The organism is Vibrio sp. SG41-7 (assembly GCF_014164465.1).
Lineage (GTDB): Bacteria > Pseudomonadota > Gammaproteobacteria > Enterobacterales > Vibrionaceae > Vibrio > Vibrio splendidus.
The window spans coordinates 59339-76956 of sequence record NZ_JACJFF010000004.1; the positions used below are offsets into that span (position 1 = coordinate 59339).

General features: G+C 44.1%; 16 protein-coding genes and 1 riboswitch. Of the genes, 3 read left to right on the forward strand and 13 right to left on the reverse strand.

The features are described from left to right. Positions 1–21 precede the first annotated feature (21 nt). A complete protein-coding gene (locus tag H5300_RS01895; RefSeq protein ID WP_182795304.1) occupies positions 22–999 on the reverse strand; it encodes an ABC transporter substrate binding protein in 978 nt (325 codons plus the stop codon). Positions 1000–1343: 344 nt separating this feature from the next. Next, positions 1344–1796, reverse strand: coding sequence for a terminus macrodomain insulation protein YfbV (gene yfbV, locus H5300_RS01900; protein WP_017084030.1), 453 nt, complete (start codon positions 1794–1796; stop codon positions 1344–1346). Between the two features lie 344 nt (positions 1797–2140). Here yfbV and H5300_RS01905 point away from each other — a divergent pair, with 344 nt between their 5' ends. Next, the gene (locus H5300_RS01905; protein WP_004734016.1) at positions 2141–3337 is read left to right on the forward strand and encodes an acetate kinase; all 1197 of its coding nucleotides are present in this window, start codon (positions 2141–2143) and stop codon (positions 3335–3337) included. Positions 3338–3484: 147 nt separating this feature from the next. Further along, entirely contained in the window at positions 3485–5650 is a 2166-nt protein-coding gene (gene pta / locus H5300_RS01910) for a phosphate acetyltransferase (RefSeq protein WP_017088569.1), read from the forward strand. A gap of 92 nt (positions 5651–5742) precedes the next feature. Here pta and H5300_RS01915 read toward each other — a convergent pair whose 3' ends face one another. The 11 genes from H5300_RS01915 to moaA form a co-directional block, all read right to left on the reverse strand. Then, positions 5743–6681, reverse strand: a complete 939-nt coding sequence (locus H5300_RS01915) for a glutathione S-transferase family protein (RefSeq protein WP_182795305.1) — start codon at positions 6679–6681, stop codon at positions 5743–5745. A 354-nt stretch (positions 6682–7035) separates the two neighbouring features. Continuing rightward, positions 7036–8022: a murein tripeptide/oligopeptide ABC transporter ATP binding protein OppF gene (gene oppF, locus H5300_RS01920; RefSeq protein ID WP_004734019.1), complete on the reverse strand. Its 987-nt coding sequence runs from the start codon at positions 8020–8022 to the stop codon at positions 7036–7038. After that, the gene (locus H5300_RS01925; protein ID WP_004734020.1) at positions 8019–8990 is read right to left on the reverse strand and encodes an ABC transporter ATP-binding protein; all 972 of its coding nucleotides are present in this window, start codon (positions 8988–8990) and stop codon (positions 8019–8021) included. The genes oppF and H5300_RS01925 overlap by 4 nt, the downstream gene beginning before the upstream one ends. A 42-nt stretch (positions 8991–9032) precedes the next feature. Further along, a complete protein-coding gene (gene oppC / locus H5300_RS01930; RefSeq protein WP_182795306.1) occupies positions 9033–9935 on the reverse strand; it encodes an oligopeptide ABC transporter permease OppC in 903 nt (300 codons plus the stop codon). A 15-nt stretch (positions 9936–9950) separates the two neighbouring features. Continuing rightward, positions 9951–10871 (reverse strand): oligopeptide ABC transporter permease OppB, encoded by a 921-nt coding sequence (oppB, locus tag H5300_RS01935; protein ID WP_004734022.1) that lies wholly within the window; start codon positions 10869–10871, stop codon positions 9951–9953. A gap of 116 nt (positions 10872–10987) precedes the next feature. Continuing rightward, positions 10988–12619, reverse strand: a complete 1632-nt coding sequence (locus H5300_RS01940) for an ABC transporter substrate-binding protein (RefSeq protein ID WP_004734023.1) — start codon at positions 12617–12619, stop codon at positions 10988–10990. A 663-nt stretch (positions 12620–13282) separates the two neighbouring features. Next, on the reverse strand, positions 13283–13756 hold the full coding sequence (gene moaE, locus H5300_RS01945; protein WP_017084033.1) for a molybdopterin synthase catalytic subunit MoaE: 474 nt from the start codon (positions 13754–13756) through the stop codon (positions 13283–13285). 2 nt (positions 13757–13758) lie between these two features. Further along, the gene (moaD, locus tag H5300_RS01950; protein ID WP_004734025.1) at positions 13759–14004 is read right to left on the reverse strand and encodes a molybdopterin synthase sulfur carrier subunit; all 246 of its coding nucleotides are present in this window, start codon (positions 14002–14004) and stop codon (positions 13759–13761) included. Next, positions 14001–14480, reverse strand: coding sequence for a cyclic pyranopterin monophosphate synthase MoaC (moaC, locus tag H5300_RS01955; protein WP_004734026.1), 480 nt, complete (start codon positions 14478–14480; stop codon positions 14001–14003). Before moaC ends, moaD begins: the two co-directional genes overlap by 4 nt. A 12-nt stretch (positions 14481–14492) precedes the next feature. Further along, positions 14493–15005, reverse strand: coding sequence for a molybdenum cofactor biosynthesis protein B (gene moaB, locus H5300_RS01960; protein ID WP_017084034.1), 513 nt, complete (start codon positions 15003–15005; stop codon positions 14493–14495). A 356-nt stretch (positions 15006–15361) separates the two neighbouring features. Further along, positions 15362–16351 carry a GTP 3',8-cyclase MoaA gene (moaA, locus tag H5300_RS01965; protein ID WP_026012219.1) on the reverse strand — a complete coding sequence of 330 codons (990 nt, stop codon included), beginning with the start codon at positions 16349–16351 and terminating at the stop codon, positions 15362–15364. Continuing rightward, a riboswitch (molybdenum cofactor riboswitch) is annotated at positions 16340–16492 on the reverse strand. Its footprint overlaps the gene before it by 12 nt. Before the next feature lie 194 nt (positions 16493–16686). Between moaA and H5300_RS01970 the strand changes: the two genes are divergently transcribed. Beyond that, the gene (locus tag H5300_RS01970; protein ID WP_017092489.1) at positions 16687–17574 is read left to right on the forward strand and encodes a YvcK family protein; all 888 of its coding nucleotides are present in this window, start codon (positions 16687–16689) and stop codon (positions 17572–17574) included. Positions 17575–17618: the final 44 nt, after the last annotated feature.

Sequence of the window (17618 nt, forward strand, 5' to 3'; positions counted from 1 at the left end):
TTTCAAGAGGAGACCCAATTTTCAATTACTCCATGAACGGCTAACTATCGCACGATCAATCACAGACTGAGGCAATGTGACACCAAGCTCACGAGCAGCATCCAAATTCACAACCAGTTGCGAACTCTGTGCAGTTTTAACACTCAGCTTCCCCGGTTTTTGTCCGTTCAGAATAGCAGCCACATAATCGGCGGTTTGCACCCCAACATCATAGTAGTCTAGACCTAAGCCAGCTATCGCCCCCTTACCCACGTAAGACGTCGCTCCGGCAACCACTGGCGTTCCAGCCCGGTTCGCAGCTTCTATAAGCCCTTCGATACCACTTGCAACAGTGTTATCTGTCAATGCGTAAATAACATCCGACTTCTTAGCAATGGATTCGGTTTTTGATTCTACATCATCGATGGTTAGCGCTTTTTCAGTGTGCAGAGTAAAACCAAAATCTCGTGCCGACTTCTTTAATAGCCCAACTAACGCGACGGCATTCGCCTCGGCGGGGTTATAAACCACCCCGATTGAATCCGCATTAGGGAGTAATTCTTTAATAAGAGATACGTGCTGGGAAATAGGTGATAAGTCAGAAAGGCCCGTGACATTTCGTCCCGGTTTATCCAATTGTTTAACAAGCCTTGCACCGATAGGGTCAGTAACCGCGGTAAATACAATCGGTATTGAGCGAGTCGCAGAAACCAAAGCTTGCGAAGTCGGTGTCGCGATGCCAACTAAGACATGAGGGTTTTCGCTGACTAGTTCTCTGGCAATTTTTGCTGCCTGAGCAGGGTTACCATCAGCCATTTCATAGGAGAATTCTAAATTTTTTCCCGGTTCGTAACCTTTGGCTCTTAACCCTTCAAGAAGCCCTAGACGCGTCGCATTCAGATCTGGATGGTCGACAACTTGTGAAACCGACACTTTGGCGACGTTCGCCATTACATTGCCAGTCCATAGCAACAACAGACAGCTTAAAACTGCTACCAATACCTTTCTTACAGAACTCATTATCGCTCCCTAAATCAAGCTCTACTCGTTATTACTCGCTCGAAGAGAACAACATCAAAAATCACTATTGACATTATTACCAGTAACCATTGATAACTTGAAGTGATATTTAACAAAAATACAACAAGGTTCGAATTATGCGGGGATAAGCGGGCTTGTTTGATTTAAAGGTAAGAAACTCAATGAATACAAGATAGGCACGGTAGATAAAGGCAAGGCTATGTGGATAAAAGACAAGTGAATAAAAGGCAAGTGAAGCGATTAGAAGAGAGGAGCAAATCTGAGAACGAGTTATCGATGATGTATGACTGTTCTCAGACTAGAGGGAGAGATAAGACGACCTGCTAGAACCAACGTTCCATTGAAGATTTGTCTAGCTGACGAAATGCGCGATTCAAAATAATCGCCAACTCTTTGTAACGAGGGCGTGGTTTCATTGGTTCCAATGCAAAACCTGTTTCGCTGATCTTCTCGTGCAACTCTCGATACCAAGAAACCAACGCTGGCGGTAATTGAGTGTTCGAACGGTTACCTAGCCACCACATGCCTTGAAGCGGCAAGCTGATCGCAAACAACGCCATAACCACAGCTTGCGGCATCGCATGATAATTGTTGAAGACCATTTGTGTCAGAATACTAATAGCAGCTATCGCTGGCATCACTTTCACACCAAAACGCGTGGCTTTAATGATGCGCTGTTCAGGGAAGATAGCGTTTAACTCTTTTCGAACAGGCCAGAGATCCATGTACTTTTGGCCATCTTTTAAACTGCTCGCTAAACCAACTCTATTACTCATATGAGTCTCCCATTAAAAAAAAGTTGAAATCATCAACTAAAAACACAAAAATTTGACGAAAAATAATATTCTTTCAAATTTTTTTGTTATATTTGCACAATATCGCTATTATTTGCAGACCTCAATCTCATTGTTGCCCTTATTTACAATTTAAGCAACTTTGGGACGACTTCTGCAAGGAATGCAAAAGCCTCTTTTTCTGAAAAAGTGCGCTTTCACTTTAATACGGAAATTAACGTTTTTTTGACCAAGGTTAGTACGCAAGCCTATGTGCTTCGACTATTCTTGAGATTAATTTTCATCCTTAACTGATTTCGATCAGAAAAATAAACAGGTAGTCATTAATGTCTAAGCTAGTTTTAGTTTTAAACTGTGGTAGTTCTTCTCTTAAATTTGCTGTTGTTGATGCAGAAACAGGTGCTGAGCACCTAACTGGTCTTGCTGAGTGTCTTGGTCTTCCAGAAGCTCGTATGAAGTGGAAACTTGACGGCAAGCATGAAGCACAACTAGGCGCGGGCGCAGCTCACGTAGAAGCACTATCTTTCATGGTAGAAACTATTCTTGCTTCTAAGCCGGAGCTTAAAGCTAACCTTGGCGCTATCGGTCACCGTATCGTACACGGTGGCGAGCAGTTCACATCTTCTGCACTTATCACTGATGAAGTTCTTAAGGGTATTCAAGACGCTGCGACTTTCGCACCTCTTCATAACCCAGCTCACCTTATCGGTATCGAAGCGGCTCAACAGAACTTCCCTGGTCTACAAAACGTTGCTGTATTTGACACTGCGTTCCACCAAACAATGCCTTCTGAGTCTTACCTATACGCTCTACCGTACAACCTGTACAAAGAGCACGGCATCCGTCGTTACGGCATGCACGGTACTTCTCACTTGTTCATTACTCGTGAAGTTGCAGGTCTACTAAACAAGCCAGTTGAAGAAGTTAACATCATCAACTGTCACCTAGGTAACGGCGCATCTGTATGTGCTATCAAGAACGGTCAATCTGTAGATACTTCTATGGGTCTTACTCCTCTTGAAGGTCTAGTAATGGGTACTCGTTGTGGTGACCTAGATCCTGCGATCATCTTCCACCTACACGACGCTCTTGGTTACTCTGTTGAAGAAATCAACAACATGCTAACTAAAGAATCAGGTCTTGCTGGTCTAACTGAAGTGACTTCTGACTGTCGTTTCGTTGAAGACAACTACGGTGAGAAAGAAGAAGCAACTCGTGCAATGGACGTGTTCTGTCACCGTCTAGCTAAGTACGTTGCTGGTTACACTGCAACTCTAGAAGGTCGTCTAGACGCAATCACTTTCACTGGCGGCATCGGCGAGAACTCTGGCCCAATCCGTGAAATGGTTCTTAACCGCCTAGGCATCTTCGGCATCGAAGTTGACAGCGAAGCTAACCTTAAAGCACGTTTCGGCGGCGAAGGTACTATCACTACAGCTAACAGCCGTATCCCTGCAATGGTTATCTCTACTAATGAAGAGCTAGTAATTGCTGAAGACACTGCGAAACTAGCAGGTCTTTAATTGATTTTCCTGACTAGCTTCACTCGAAGCTAGTCAGTTTTTCATATCAAGAAAATGGGGCTCAACTTCTATTCCTACCCCAATTTAAATATCGGTGGGAATAGCAGTTGAGCTTTTTTTATTTCCAATAGTCAAAGGTGTTCGTCAATGTCCCGTACTATTATGCTTATCCCTACAAGCGCTGGTGTTGGTCTTACTAGTGTTAGCATGGGTGTTCTTCGCGCTATGGAGCGTAAGGGCGTAAGTGTTTCTTTCTACAAGCCAATCGCTCAACCTCGTAGCGGTGGTAACCAACCTGATTTAACGTCTACTATCATCAGCGCAAACAGCGACATTAAGATTGGTGAGCCAATCGCAATGACTAAAGCTGAAGCTTTGATCGGTAGCGAAAAAATGGACGAGCTTCTAGAGTCTGTTGTTGAGCAATACAACAAGATCAACAAAGATGCAGAAGTAACGCTTATCGAAGGTCTAGTACCTACTCGTAAGCACCCATTTGCTAACCAAGTGAACGCGGAAATCGCTAAAACACTAGGCGCAGAGATCGTATTCGTTGCGACTCCGGGTACATACAACCCTATTCAGCTTAAAGAGCACATCGAAGTAGCATGTTCTAACTTCGGCGGCACTAAAAACAAGAACATTTCAGGCGTTATTATTAACAAACTGAATGCACCTGTTGATGAAGCTGGTCGTACTCGCCCTGACCTTTCTGAAATCTTCGATGATGCAGATAGCGCTCAACAAGCGAACCTTGAAGTAATGCAAATCTTCAACTCTAGCCCTATCCGTGTTCTTGGCTGTGTGCCATGGAGCATCGACCTAATCGCTACTCGTGCGGTTGATATGGCTAAGCACCTTAACGCTGAAATCGTTAACGAAGGTGAAATCTCAACTCGTCGTATTAAGAGCATCACTTTCTGTGCACGTTCTCTACCGCACATGATTGAGCACTTCAAACCAGGTTCACTGCTAGTAACTTCTGCAGACCGTCCTGACGTTATCGTTGCTGCGGCTCTTGCTGCGAAAAACGGTGTTGAGATTGGCGCAATCCTACTGACTGGCGGTTACGACATTCCAGAAAGCATTGCTAACCTTTGTGCACCAGCATTCGCGTCAGGTCTACCGATCTTCAAGGCTCAAGGTAACACTTGGCAGACGTCTCTAAACCTACAGAGCTTCAACCTAGAAGTGCCTGCAGACGATAAAGAGCGTATCGAGTTCGTTAACGATCACGTTGCAAGCCACATTGATGGCCCTTGGATTGATTCTCTATCTGAAGGTACTCAAGGCATTCGTCGTCTAAGCCCACCAGCATTCCGTTACCAGTTAACTGAATTTGCTCGTAAAGCGGCTAAGCGTATCGTTCTTCCTGAAGGTGATGAGCCACGTACTGTTAAAGCAGCTTCTATCTGTGCTGAACGCGGTATCGCAACTTGTGTGCTTCTTGGTAACCCAGACGAAATCCGTCGCGTTGCTGCACAACAAGGTGTTGAACTAGGCGCTGGCGTTGAGATCATCGATTCTGCATCTGTTCGCGAAAACTACGTAGCTCGTCTAGTAGAACTTCGTGGCGCTAAAGGTATGACTGAAGTTGTTGCTCGTGAGAAGCTAGAAGATTCAGTATTCCTAGGCACTATGATGCTTGAAGCTGGCGAAGTTGACGGCCTAGTTTCTGGTGCTGTTCACACAACGGCGAACACAATCGTTCCTCCGTTCCAGATCATCAAGACTGCACCTGATGCTTCTATCGTATCTTCAATCTTCTTCATGCTTCTGCCTGATCAAGTACTTGTATACGGTGACTGTGCGATCAACCCTGATCCAACAGCTGAGCAACTTGCTGAAATCGCTATCCAATCTGCTGACTCTGCAGCGGCATTCGGTATCGACCCACGCGTTGCTATGATCTCTTACTCTACTGGTGAATCTGGTAAAGGTGCAGACGTAGATAAAGTACGTGAAGCAACGAAACTTGCTCAAGCGAAACGTCCTGATCTAGTGATCGACGGTCCTCTTCAGTACGACGCTGCTATCATGGAAAACGTTGCTGCTTCTAAAGCACCAAACTCTCCAGTAGCTGGTAAAGCGACAGTATTCGTATTCCCAGACCTAAATACTGGTAACACGACTTACAAAGCGGTACAGCGTTCAGCAGATCTAGTATCTATCGGTCCAATGCTTCAAGGTATGCGCAAGCCAGTAAATGACTTGTCTCGTGGCGCTCTAGTAGACGATATCGTTTACACTGTAGCTCTAACGGCTATCCAAGCAGACCAAGCAGCTCAAGCTGAAGAAAAAGTAATTAACTAATTTTTCTTTTGTAGAAGCAAAAAACCCTAGATTCTTATCTAGGGTTTTTTTATGTCTACCGCTTAAGGTTATTTGATGCTCTTAAGATGAATCTAGCCTCGCCCATGGGCTGATTCTAAATCTAGCACAGGTCCTTTCGGTACAACTTGGGTTGGGTTGATACCTGTGTGGCTGTAATAGTAGTGACGTTTGATGTGGTAAAAATCGGTCGTCTCTTTAATGCCTTCAATCTGGTAGAGCTCTTTTAAGTAGCCCTGAATATGGACGTAGTCTGAAATTCGCTGCTTGTTACACTTAAAATGACCAACATACACTGCATCGAATCGAACCAGAGTGGTAAACAACCTCCAGTCTGCTTCTGTGATGTCATTACCCGCTAGATAACGATGTTCACTAAGATGTACATCTACTTTGTCTAACGCCTCAAATAACGCGTCATACGCTTCTTCATAAGCTTCTTGTGTAGTTGCAAAGCCAGTACGATAAACACCGTTGTTGATGCTTGGATAGATATAGTCGTTCCACTCATCAATCTTCTTGGCTAGCTCCCACGGATAATAATCATCGGTGTTGCCTGTTAACTCATTAAATTCTGAGTTGAACATGCGGATAATTTCAGAGGACTCGTTACTCACGATGGTATTGGTTTTCTTGTCCCATAGCACTGGAACCGTTACTCGTCCTGAGTAATCAGGCTTGGCTTGAGTGTAAATTTGGTGCATACGAGTATGGCCGAATAGAGGTTCAGGTAGCCCCATTTGCCACCCTTCACTCATCATGTCTGGGCAGACGACCGTCACGTCAATATGATCGGTTAACTCTTTAAGTTCACGGAAGATTAAAGTTCGGTGCGCCCAAGGGCAAGCCAATGATACGTATAAGTGATAACGGCCGCTTTCCGGCTGAAATTGTGCACCGGCTTTGTTCTCTATCCAGTGACGAAAGCCTGCATCTTCGCGAACAAACTTGCCACCGCTTTCTTTGGTGTCATACCAAACGTCATGCCAAACACCTTCAACTAACTTACCCATATCCAAACCTCTGTCATCCAAAATTTTTTATACCAATCACAGTAAGTAAATGTTCAGAAATAGCGCAGAGAAAAGGCTTGAGAACAAGGAAGAATTTTTCTGTTAGTAGTTATTCTACAATCAAAAATTCTAACGCCGTTATCGAGCGTTTTAACAAGCTAGGATGAGCAGTTATTTACTACGATTGGTATTAGTATAAAAAAAGCCCACTTTTTCAAAACTAGAAGAAGTTGGCTTAGTTGTTCGAATTATTTGAAGGAGGTTGTTTTAGAGGAACCTTGGACACAAAAAAAGCGCAACTCATAAAAAAGTTGCGCTTAAGCCTGTCACAGGCTGAACCGTTTTAAATTGGTTCTAGACTTGTACGTGCAAGCAAGATACTGCGTGTACGTCATCGCCTTGAATGGTTGGCTTGGTTTGCGCGCAGGCCTCGGTTGCTTCAGGGCAACGAGTGCGGAACACACAACCTGATGGTGGATTAATTGGTGATGGGAGATCACCCTCCAGCATCTGAATCGTTTTGCTGCGCTCTAAGCGTGGGTCTGGAATCGGAACTGCAGACATCAATGCTTTGGTATATGGGTGTTTAGGGTCTGAGAACAAGGCATCTGATTCCCCTAGCTCAACAGCATTACCTAAGTACATCACTAATACACGGTCAGAGATGTGTTTAACCACTGACAAATCATGCGCGATGAATACCAAAGACAAACCTAACTCTTTCTGTAGTTCCATAAGAAGGTTAACTACTTGAGCTTGGATAGATACATCCAGAGCAGAAACCGGCTCATCACAGATAATCATCTTAGGCTTCAAGATAAGTGCACGTGCGATACCGATACGTTGACACTGACCACCAGAGAATTCATGTGGGTAACGGTTGATTACGTTAGGTAGTAGACCAACCTTTGCCATCATCTCTTTAACTCTGTCTTTCACTTCCTGTTTAGAAAGCTCTGGATAGAAAGTTTGTAGAGGCTCAGCAATGATGTCCCCTACTGACATACGTGGGTTAAGCGATGCTAGCGGGTCTTGGAAGATCATCTGAATCTCTTTACGAGTCTCACGACGCTTCACTTCCTGCATTTTAGTCAGGTCTTGACCTAACCACATCACTTCGCCTTCAGTAGCCTCAACTAAGCCAATAATTGCGCGCGCAAATGTTGATTTACCACAGCCAGACTCACCTACTACACCCAGAGTCTCACCTTCATAAAGGTGAACATCCACACCATCAACCGCTTTAAGATTTGATGGTTTAGCCCAAGGCCACGCAGACTTAGCCGCAATGCTAAAATGAACCTTCAGGTTTTTAATATCTAATAGTAATTCTTTACTCATTTTGTCCAAGTCTCCCAATCAGAAAAACAAGCACGCTGACGATCTTTTGCAAATGGTTGCAAAATTGGTGCTTCTTGCTTACAACGGTCCATTACACGGTGACAACGGTCTTGATAAGGACAACCGGTTGGTAGACGAAGTAAGTTAGGTGGGTTACCTGGAATCGTTGGCAGAATTTCACCTTCGGTATCCAAACGAGGAATCGCTTTAAGCAGGCCTTCCGCATAAGGGTGGCTAGGCTCATAGAAGATTTCATCTACTGTGCCATATTCCATGGTACGGCCAGCGTACATCACTAGAACTTTGTCACAAGAACCAGCAACCACACCCAAATCATGGGTGATCATGATGATTGCCGTATTGAACTCATCTTTAAGTTCGTTCAGCAATTCCATGATTTGCGCTTGAATGGTTACATCCAATGCCGTTGTTGGTTCATCAGCAATCAGTAGTTTTGGACGACATAGCAAAGCCATTGCAATCATCACACGCTGACGCATACCGCCAGAAAATTCGTGTGGATACATGGTAATACGTTTACGTGCCTCAGGGATTTTAACCGCTTCCAGCATACGCACTGATTCTTCAAACGCTTCTGCTTTGCCCATGCCTTTATGCAGCATAAGTACTTCCATCAACTGATCACTTACTTTCATGTAAGGATTCAGTGACGTCATTGGATCTTGGAAGATCATCGCGATCTGTTCAGCGCGAACTTTGTTCAGTGCTTTCTCAGGTAGATTGAGAATCTCATTACCTTCAAACTTTGCACTGCCTGAGATGATGCCGTTCTTAGCCAGCAGTCCCATCAGTGCAAATACCGTTTGAGATTTACCCGAACCCGACTCACCAACAATACCCAGCGTTTCGCCTTGGTTGAGTGAGAAGTTCAGGTCGTTTACTGCGGTTACGGTACCATCTTGCGTGGTAAATTCGACGCGCAGATCTTTGACATCTAATAAGCTCATTATTGCTTCCTTAATCTTTTATAGCTTTTAATTGCTATTTCTTTATCTGTCTTTTGGATCAAGCGCGTCGCGCAGACCATCACCTACGTAGTTAAAGCAGAACAGCGTAACTACCATGAATGCCGCTGGGAATGCCAGTTGCCAAATAGCAACTTCCATTGTTTGCGAGCCTTCTTGTAACAGCGCGCCCCAACTTGTCATAGGCTCTTGAACACCAAGACCAAGGAAAGATAAGAATGATTCAGTAAGGATCATGCTTGGAATAAGGAGCGTTGAGTAAACCGCAACAATACCCAATACGTTCGGTACGATATGACGTGTAATGATTTTCCATTTACTGACACCACATACGTGCGCAGCCTCAATGAATTCTTTACTACGTAAACTCAACGTTTGGCCACGTACAATACGCGCCATATCGAGCCAAGCAATCGCACCGATAGCAACGAAGATAAGTACGATATTACGACCAAAGAATGTCACCAGTACGATAACTAGGAACATGAATGGCACGGCGTATAGGATCTCTAGGATACGCATCATCACTCGGTCAGTGCGACCGCCAATGAAGCCTGAAGCCGCACCGTAAAGCGTACCTATCAGTACCGCTACGAATGCACCCATCACACCAACCATAAGAGAAATACGGCCACCAATCATCGTACGAACGTATAGGTCACGGCCTAAACTGTCGGTACCAAACCAGTGATCAGCATTTGGGCCTACGTGCATTGCGTACCAGTCAGTATCATCGTAAGCATACTGTGCCAACATAGGTAAGAAGATTACCGATAGCACCATAACAATTAGAATGAACAGACTGATCATTGCGGCTTTGTTGCGCATAAAACGAATACGCGCATCCTGCCACAAGCTACGACCTTCAATTTCCAAACTCTCAGAGAATTTTTCGATCGCTTCTAAGTTTTCTTTTTTCTTCAACATAACCATGCGTCCCTGCTAGTAGCGAATTTTCGGGTCAATAAGCGCTAGTAAAATATCAACGATTGCGTTGAACAAGATGAATAGGAAACCAATCAAAATGGTTACACCCATTACTAACGAATAATCACGGTTAAACGCGGCATTAACAAACAGCTTACCAATACCCGGTAGGCCGAAGATGGTTTCAACAACAACTGAACCTGTAATGATACCTACAAACGCAGGCCCCATGTATGAAACAACAGGTAGCATTGCTGGCTTAAGTGCATGTTTAAGAACGATATAACGGTAACTTAGACCTTTAGCTCGAGCTGTACGGATAAAGTTACTGTTTAGGGTTTCAATCATGCTACCGCGAGTGATACGAGCAAAGGTTGCTACGTATAAAAGAGACATCGCGATAACGGGTAGGACGATGTACATGTACGTACCACCGTGCCAACCACCTGCTGGAAATATATGCCAGTGTAGAGAGAATAGGTAGATAAGCGCTGGAGCCAACACGAAGGATGGCATCACCACCCCGAGCATGGCGGTCGACATTATGGTGTAGTCGATCCAGGTGTTGTGCTTCAAGGCGGCAATGGTTCCGACCGTTACCCCCATCAATAATGTGAAGATAAAGGCAACAAAACCTACCTTCGCAGATACTGGAAGCGCAACCGCGATCAGCTCATTTACTGTGTAATCTTGGTATTTAAAAGATGGACCAAAATCACCCTGAAGGATGTTGGTCAAGTACGTGGTGTACTGTTCAAATACAGGTTTATCTAAGCCATATTTAGCTTCGATGTTAGCCATAACTTCTGGCGGTAATGGACGCTCGCTTGAAAACGGGTTACCCGGTGCGAAACGCATGAGAAAGAAAGATATAGTGATCAACACCAACATGGTTGGAATCGCTTCAAATATCCTTTTCATAATGAATTTAAGCATAAACTCACTCTTTCAGTCTGTGACAATTAAAATTAGAAAGACGCTACATGCGCGCCCTGCGCATGTAGTGTCTGTATCGTTATAGTTATAGTAACTTTTTAGAATCTAAGCTCTTATTATTGAGCTTTGATGTATAAGTCTTTCGAGAAGATCTTATCTTCCGCGTTGTTAGTAGGGAAGCCACCAACGTGCGGATTTAGTAGACGTGATTTCACGTATTGGTAGATAGGTGCGATAGGCATGTCTTTAGCCATTAACGCCTCAGCTTCTAGGTAAAGTGCTTCACGCTCTTCTGCTGATGTAGAGTTAAGTGCTTTATCAATGATTTGGTCGTACTCAGCGCTATCGTAGTGAACACCACCGGTAGTGTTGTTACTCTTCATTAGCGTTAGGAATGACGACGCTTCGTTGTAGTCACCACACCAACCAGCACGTGCTACTTCAAAATCACCTGAATCTTTAGAAGATAGGTAAGTTTTCCACTCTTGGTTTTCAAGCGTTACTTTAAGACCCAGTGTTTTCTTCCACATAGAACCTAGCGCAACAGCAATCTTCTTGTGGTTTTCAGAAGTGTTGTAAAGTAGGTTGAAGTTTAGTGGGTTGTCTTTGCCGTAACCCGCTTCTTCAAGAAGGCGTGCAGCTTCTTCATTACGTTCTTTTTGAGACATCTTGCCGTAAGCAGGAAGTTCAGGGTTAAAGCCAGCTGTGATTTCAGGCGTTAGGAAGTAAGCTGGTTTTTGACCTTGTGCTAGGATTGCGTCACTTACGATATTACGGTCAATTGCGTAAGAAATTGCTTTACGTACACGAACATCATCAAATGGTGCTTTCTTAGTGTTAAAGATGTAGTAGTAAGTACATAGGTTACCCGCTACAGATACATCTTCCGCATACTCTTTCTTAAGGCGCTTGAAGTGCTCAGTTGGAAGTTCATTTGTAAAGTCGATTTCACCAGATAGGAAACGGTTCATTTCCGCAACTTGGTTTTCGATTGGTAGGAACGTTACTTTATTAAGAACAGTTTTATCATTGTTCCAGTATTGATCGTTACGCTTTAGTACTAGGCGTTCATTAACAACCCATTTATCGACAGCAAATGCACCGTTACCTACAAAGTTACCCGGCTTAGTCCATTGGTCACCGAATTTTTCAACAGTCGCCTGATGTACCGGCTTCATTGTTGTGTGGCCCATCATCATTACGAAATATGGTACCGCTGTATCTAGTTCAACAACAAGCGTGTTTGCATCGACAGCTTTAACACCTAGCTCACTCTTGTCTTTCTTACCCGCTACGATGTCTTTCGCGTTCACCATCTTGGTATATTCCATGTACCAAGCATATGGAGAAGCAGTGGCAGGATCGACTGCACGTTGCCAGCTGTAAACGAAATCTTCAGCTGTTACAGGATCGCCGTTAGACCATTTTGCATCTTTACGTAGGTGGAAAGTGAATGTTTTGTTGTCCGTCGTTTCCCAGCTTTCGGCTACACCTGGGATTGTATTACCTTCGCCATCTTGGTTCACTAGACCTTCTAGAAGATCACGAATTACGTGAGATTCTGGTACACCTTGAGATTTGTGTGGGTCGATAGTCGCAACTTCAGTACCGTTACCGCGAACAAGTTCCTGAACTTTTGCTAGTTCTGTGCCTGCTGGAACTTCAGCAGCGATAGAAAGAGTAGAAGTGGCAGCCACTGCCAAACCAGCACCTAGAAGAAGGGCCTGAGTGATTTTATTCTTGTACATTTAATAAACTCCAAGTTTTACGTATTGCATCCATGACTTCTTTGCTAAGTTCACTGAACGGCAGTGATTTAGATTTATTTAGCTCAAAATTTAAGCATAAAAATCTAAAACCTTACAAAGATTGAGGCACACACTATCAACCATTGAAGTAATTTGCCATAAACAAGTCGCAAAAAATCGGATAATTCTCCGAATTACTCAAGGTAACAGTGTAAATCTCTAATAAAAACCTAATGAATAGTTAATTACACATAAGGATTTATTAAAAAACAGCCTTTAGTGTTGATGTATCTGAATTGATACTTTTATTTAGCATCTTATGCTAGAACACTGTCGGCAAATTAACATTAATGCCACATGAAATCTAATTGCACATCACATATCCCCTAAATAGACTGCACTATTTGTGAGGATTATCACTTTATACAAAACAGCATAAAGCACTGCACCAAAACAGATTTGGAAATGCACCAAGACAGACTAAATCACGCGTTGAATTCATATGCAACTTGACTGCTTAACCATTTATTAAAGAACCTTTTATTTATAAATCACTTTGTAGCACGCACAAAAAAACCGACGTCAAACGTCGGCTTTCTTACTATCTACGTCCCAATCTGAAATACGCTTTCACGTTAAGATCGAAACACGCTATGGAGTGGATTACTTCTTCCAACGCTCCGCTGCTTTCGCGTCGGAGTCTCGAGAGTCAACCCAACGAGTCGCCTCAGTAGTACGTTCTTTTTTCCAAAACGGCGCTTTGGTTTTCAGAAAGTCCATAACAAACTCACACGCATCGAAGGCAGCGCCACGATGTGCACTGGATACACCAACGTAAACAATCTGGTCACCGATATCTAGGTCACCAACGCGGTGAATCACTCGCATCTTTTGAATAGGCCAGCGTGCTTCAGCTTGATCACAGATCTCGCTCAGCGACTTCTCTGTCATACCCGGATAGTGCTCTAGAGACAAACCAATCACGTTGTCACCAAGGTTCATGTCGCGAACTTTACCAACAAACGTCACAACCGCTCCCGCAGCCGTACCTTGAGCTAGATAATCGTATTCGCCACCCACAGAAAAGTCTTCAGCAGTCACTAATACTCTTGGATCAATAACTCGAGAGTCATTCATGGTTAACCTCCAGTAACTGGTGGGAAGAAAGCCACTTCGTCGCCGTCTTTCACTTCAGTCGTCAAAGGTACAATTGATTGGTTGAGTGCTGCCAGCAGCTTGCCCTCTTCCAATGCGATATCCCATTTGCCTTCTTGTGTTACAAGGTGGCTGCGAATCGCTTCAATAGTATTGTATTGCGCATCGATCTCTAGGCTATCAACACCGACAAGTTCACGAGTTTGTGCAAAGAAAAGTACCGTAATCATGATTCCACCTTAAAGTGTCCTGATTTACCACCCGTCTTCTCTAGCAGACGTACGTTCTCGATAACAATGTCTTTCTGAACAGCTTTACACATATCGTAAATCGTCAGTGCAGCAACAGAAGCAGCCGTTAGCGCTTCCATTTCTACGCCTGTCTTACCTGCAAGCTTACATACCGATTCGATACGAACCTTGTTTTCAGACTCAATGGCTTCAAGTTGTACTTCTACTTTAGTCAGTAGCAAAGGGTGACACAGTGGAATCAAGTCCCACGTCTTCTTCGCTGCTTGGATACCAGCAATACGTGCCGTTGCGAAAACATCACCTTTATGGTGGCTGCCAGAAACAATCAGCTCTAGCGTTTCTGCTGACATTTGAACGAAAGCTTCTGCTCTCGCCTCACGTACTGTCTCTGCTTTAGCCGATACATCGACCATGTTCGCTTCGCCAGACGCGTTAATATGTGTAAATTGGCTCATGCTCAATCCACCTTATACAGAAAGATGTGGCATGAAGTTACAAGGACGGTGACTCGCATCCATCTGTTGCTTGATGATCTTAGTCCAACCTGTGCGGCATGCACCTGTAGAACCAGGCATCGCAAAGATAACCGTGTGGTTGGCAAAACCCGCAATCGCACGAGATTGAATCGTCGATGTACCAATCTCTTCATAAGACACTTGACGGAATAGTTCACCAAAGCCTTCTACTTCTTTGTCGAATAGTGGCTTAAGTGCTTCAGGCGTGCTGTCACGAGATGTGAAGCCCGTACCGCCAGTGATCATAATCGCTTGAACGCTTTCGTCAGCAATCCACTGAGATACGATCGCACGGATCTTGTACATATCATCGATAACGATTTGCTTATCAACCACGTTGTGGCCAGCTTCTTTAGCATGCTCAGCTAGGTAACCACCTGACGTGTCATTTTCTTCTGTACGAGTATCTGAAACGGTTAGTACTGCGATGTTTGCTGCTTGAAATTTGCTTTCTGCGTGACCCATTTGTTCACCTATATAAATTTTTCAATTATGAGGGCGTGTTGACCTTTCGTGATTAAATTTTGTTCGAGATAAAAGCGTTTTAATCGCGGCGAGGGGGAAGTAGCCTAGTCATTCTAAGCAAATCTCCCTCAACAAAGAGTAAAACGCTTTTAGCCGAACCCTTCGGGCAGCGTTTGCTGGTCATTTCGACTACGTTATCGGCTTCTCATGTAGGCTAGCTACACATCAAAGCCTCTGCCTTATATAAATACCCAGCAACTCGCTGCAAAAATCAGCTCGAAAGAGCAACACGCCCTAGACTGATTCGCCCAGCTTAAAGAAGCTGAGCGATAAAATGCTTTAGAGTATATAGCGGGTTAACCGCCGATTGACGCCAAGTTTGGAGTCATGCCGCTGTTGCCATCGTGTAAGAAGTGGCTAACGGACTTGGTTTGAAGCTGAGCCTGAATTCGATCAATGAGCTCTTGCTCTTGTTGATCTTCTTGAATCAGATCTCTCAGTTCAACACCGTGGTCGCCAAACAGACATAGGTGAAGTTTACCGGTCGCAGAAACACGCAGTCGGTTACAACTCTCACAAAAGTCTTTCTCGTAAGGCATGATCAAACCGATTTCACCCTTGTAGTCTGGGTGGACAAACACTTGCGCGGGGCCATCATTAACGGCTTTGACTTTTAACAGCCAACCATTAGCAATAAGCTGGTTGCGGATCGCAACGCCAGACACATGGTGTTTATCGAACAACTCGTCCATCTCACCGGTTTTCATCAGCTCGATAAAACGTAATTGAATAGGTTTGTCTTTGATCCAATTAAGGAAGGCTGGTAATTCCTGACTATTGAGGTCTTTCATCAATACGACGTTGACTTTGACTTGTTCAAAGCCAACCTCAAACGCTTTATCAATGCCTCGCATAACCTCTGTAAACTTATTCTCACCAGTGATCTGATGGAACATGCGCGAATCTAAGCTATCCACGCTCACGTTTATATGGGTTAAACCAGCATCACGCCATTGCCCTACTTGTTTCTCCATGCGGTAGCCATTCGTTGTGGTGGCTACTTTTTCGATGCCTGGAGTAGAAGCAACAGTATGTATGATTTCAGGAAAGTCTTTACGCAGGCTCGGCTCTCCGCCAGTAATGCGGATCTTAGAGGTGCCACAATCTGCAAACGCTTTAACAATACGTTTGATCTCGGGAACACTTAAAAAAGACGAGTTTTTTTGCCCTGACGGTTTATAACCATCTGGCAAGCAGTAAGTACATTTAAAGTTACAGACGTCTGTAACCGACAAGCGCAAGTAATAAAACTTGCGATGGAATCTATCTTCGAATTGTTGCGCCACGGAACACCTTTCCAAACACGGGAGGCATAATCATTTCCAATTAAGCCCTTGTGACAACATGTCACTGGCTCTTGATGCGTATCGGTACAGCAAATACCACTGTGCGACTTAGCATGCGAGAGCTCGGAGTTATGGCAACTGCACGTTATATTCACACGCGCAGTAGCTGAGTAATAAAATACTTAATATTTGTACGTGAATCTAGCTCTGATGACAAAAAACGGGTCACATCGGCAAAAAAAACGTATCAAACCCTCAAAATAACTCTTGTTGAGTATCTGACGAGAAGCATTTAACCTAAATTATAGTTGGTAATAATCTAACAAGAACAAAAAATGAATATTTACTCTTCAAAGAAAGTCGTAGCAATCGGTGGGGGCCATGGCTTAGGTCGCATGCTAGCTGCATTAAAAGACTTTGGTAGCAATGCGACTGGCATTGTTGCAACAACAGATAATGGTGGTTCCACCGGGAGAATTCGAGACTGCCAAGGTGGTATTGCTTGGGGAGATACTCGTAACTGTATCAACCAATTAATCACAGAACCTTCGATCAGTTCGATGATGTTTGAATATCGCTTTCGCGGTCAAGGTGAACTCGATGGTCACAACTTAGGTAACTTAATGCTAACGGCGTTAGACAACCTTTCCGTTCGCCCATTGGAAGCAATTAACCTAATTCGAAATATGCTCAAAGTCGATGTCAATATCGTCCCAATGACCGAGCACCCTTCTGATCTCACGGCTTTATCAATGGACGGTCGTTGGGTAACTGGCGAAACTAACGTTGATGACATGACAGAAAAGCTGCGCATGATGGACTTATCTCCAGAAGTACCGGCAACCAAAGAAGCTGTTGCTGCAGTTGAGCAAGCAGACTGCATTGTCCTTGGACCAGGAAGCTTTTTAACCAGTGTGATGCCCCCGCTGCTACTGCCAGAAATTGGCAAAGCAATCGCGGAAAATACCAAGGCAAAAGTTATCTTCGTTGAAAACCTTTCGCCAGAGCACGGCCCTGCAGGAAAAATGACGCTTCAAGAACAATTGGAGTGGTGTGAACGTACCTGTAAGGCAAGAAAAATAGACATTGTACTGGGCAATGAACCACACCCTGAATTAGAAGGGCAATGGAATTGTGTGACCACTGATCTTGCCTCTCCTAACCGAGATTGGCGACACGACCGTTTAAAACTCCAACAAGCGATTAGGGATCAACTAGCTTAATGCTTGTCGCTTAGGCTAAACGACAGAGACCAGTAAAAACAAAA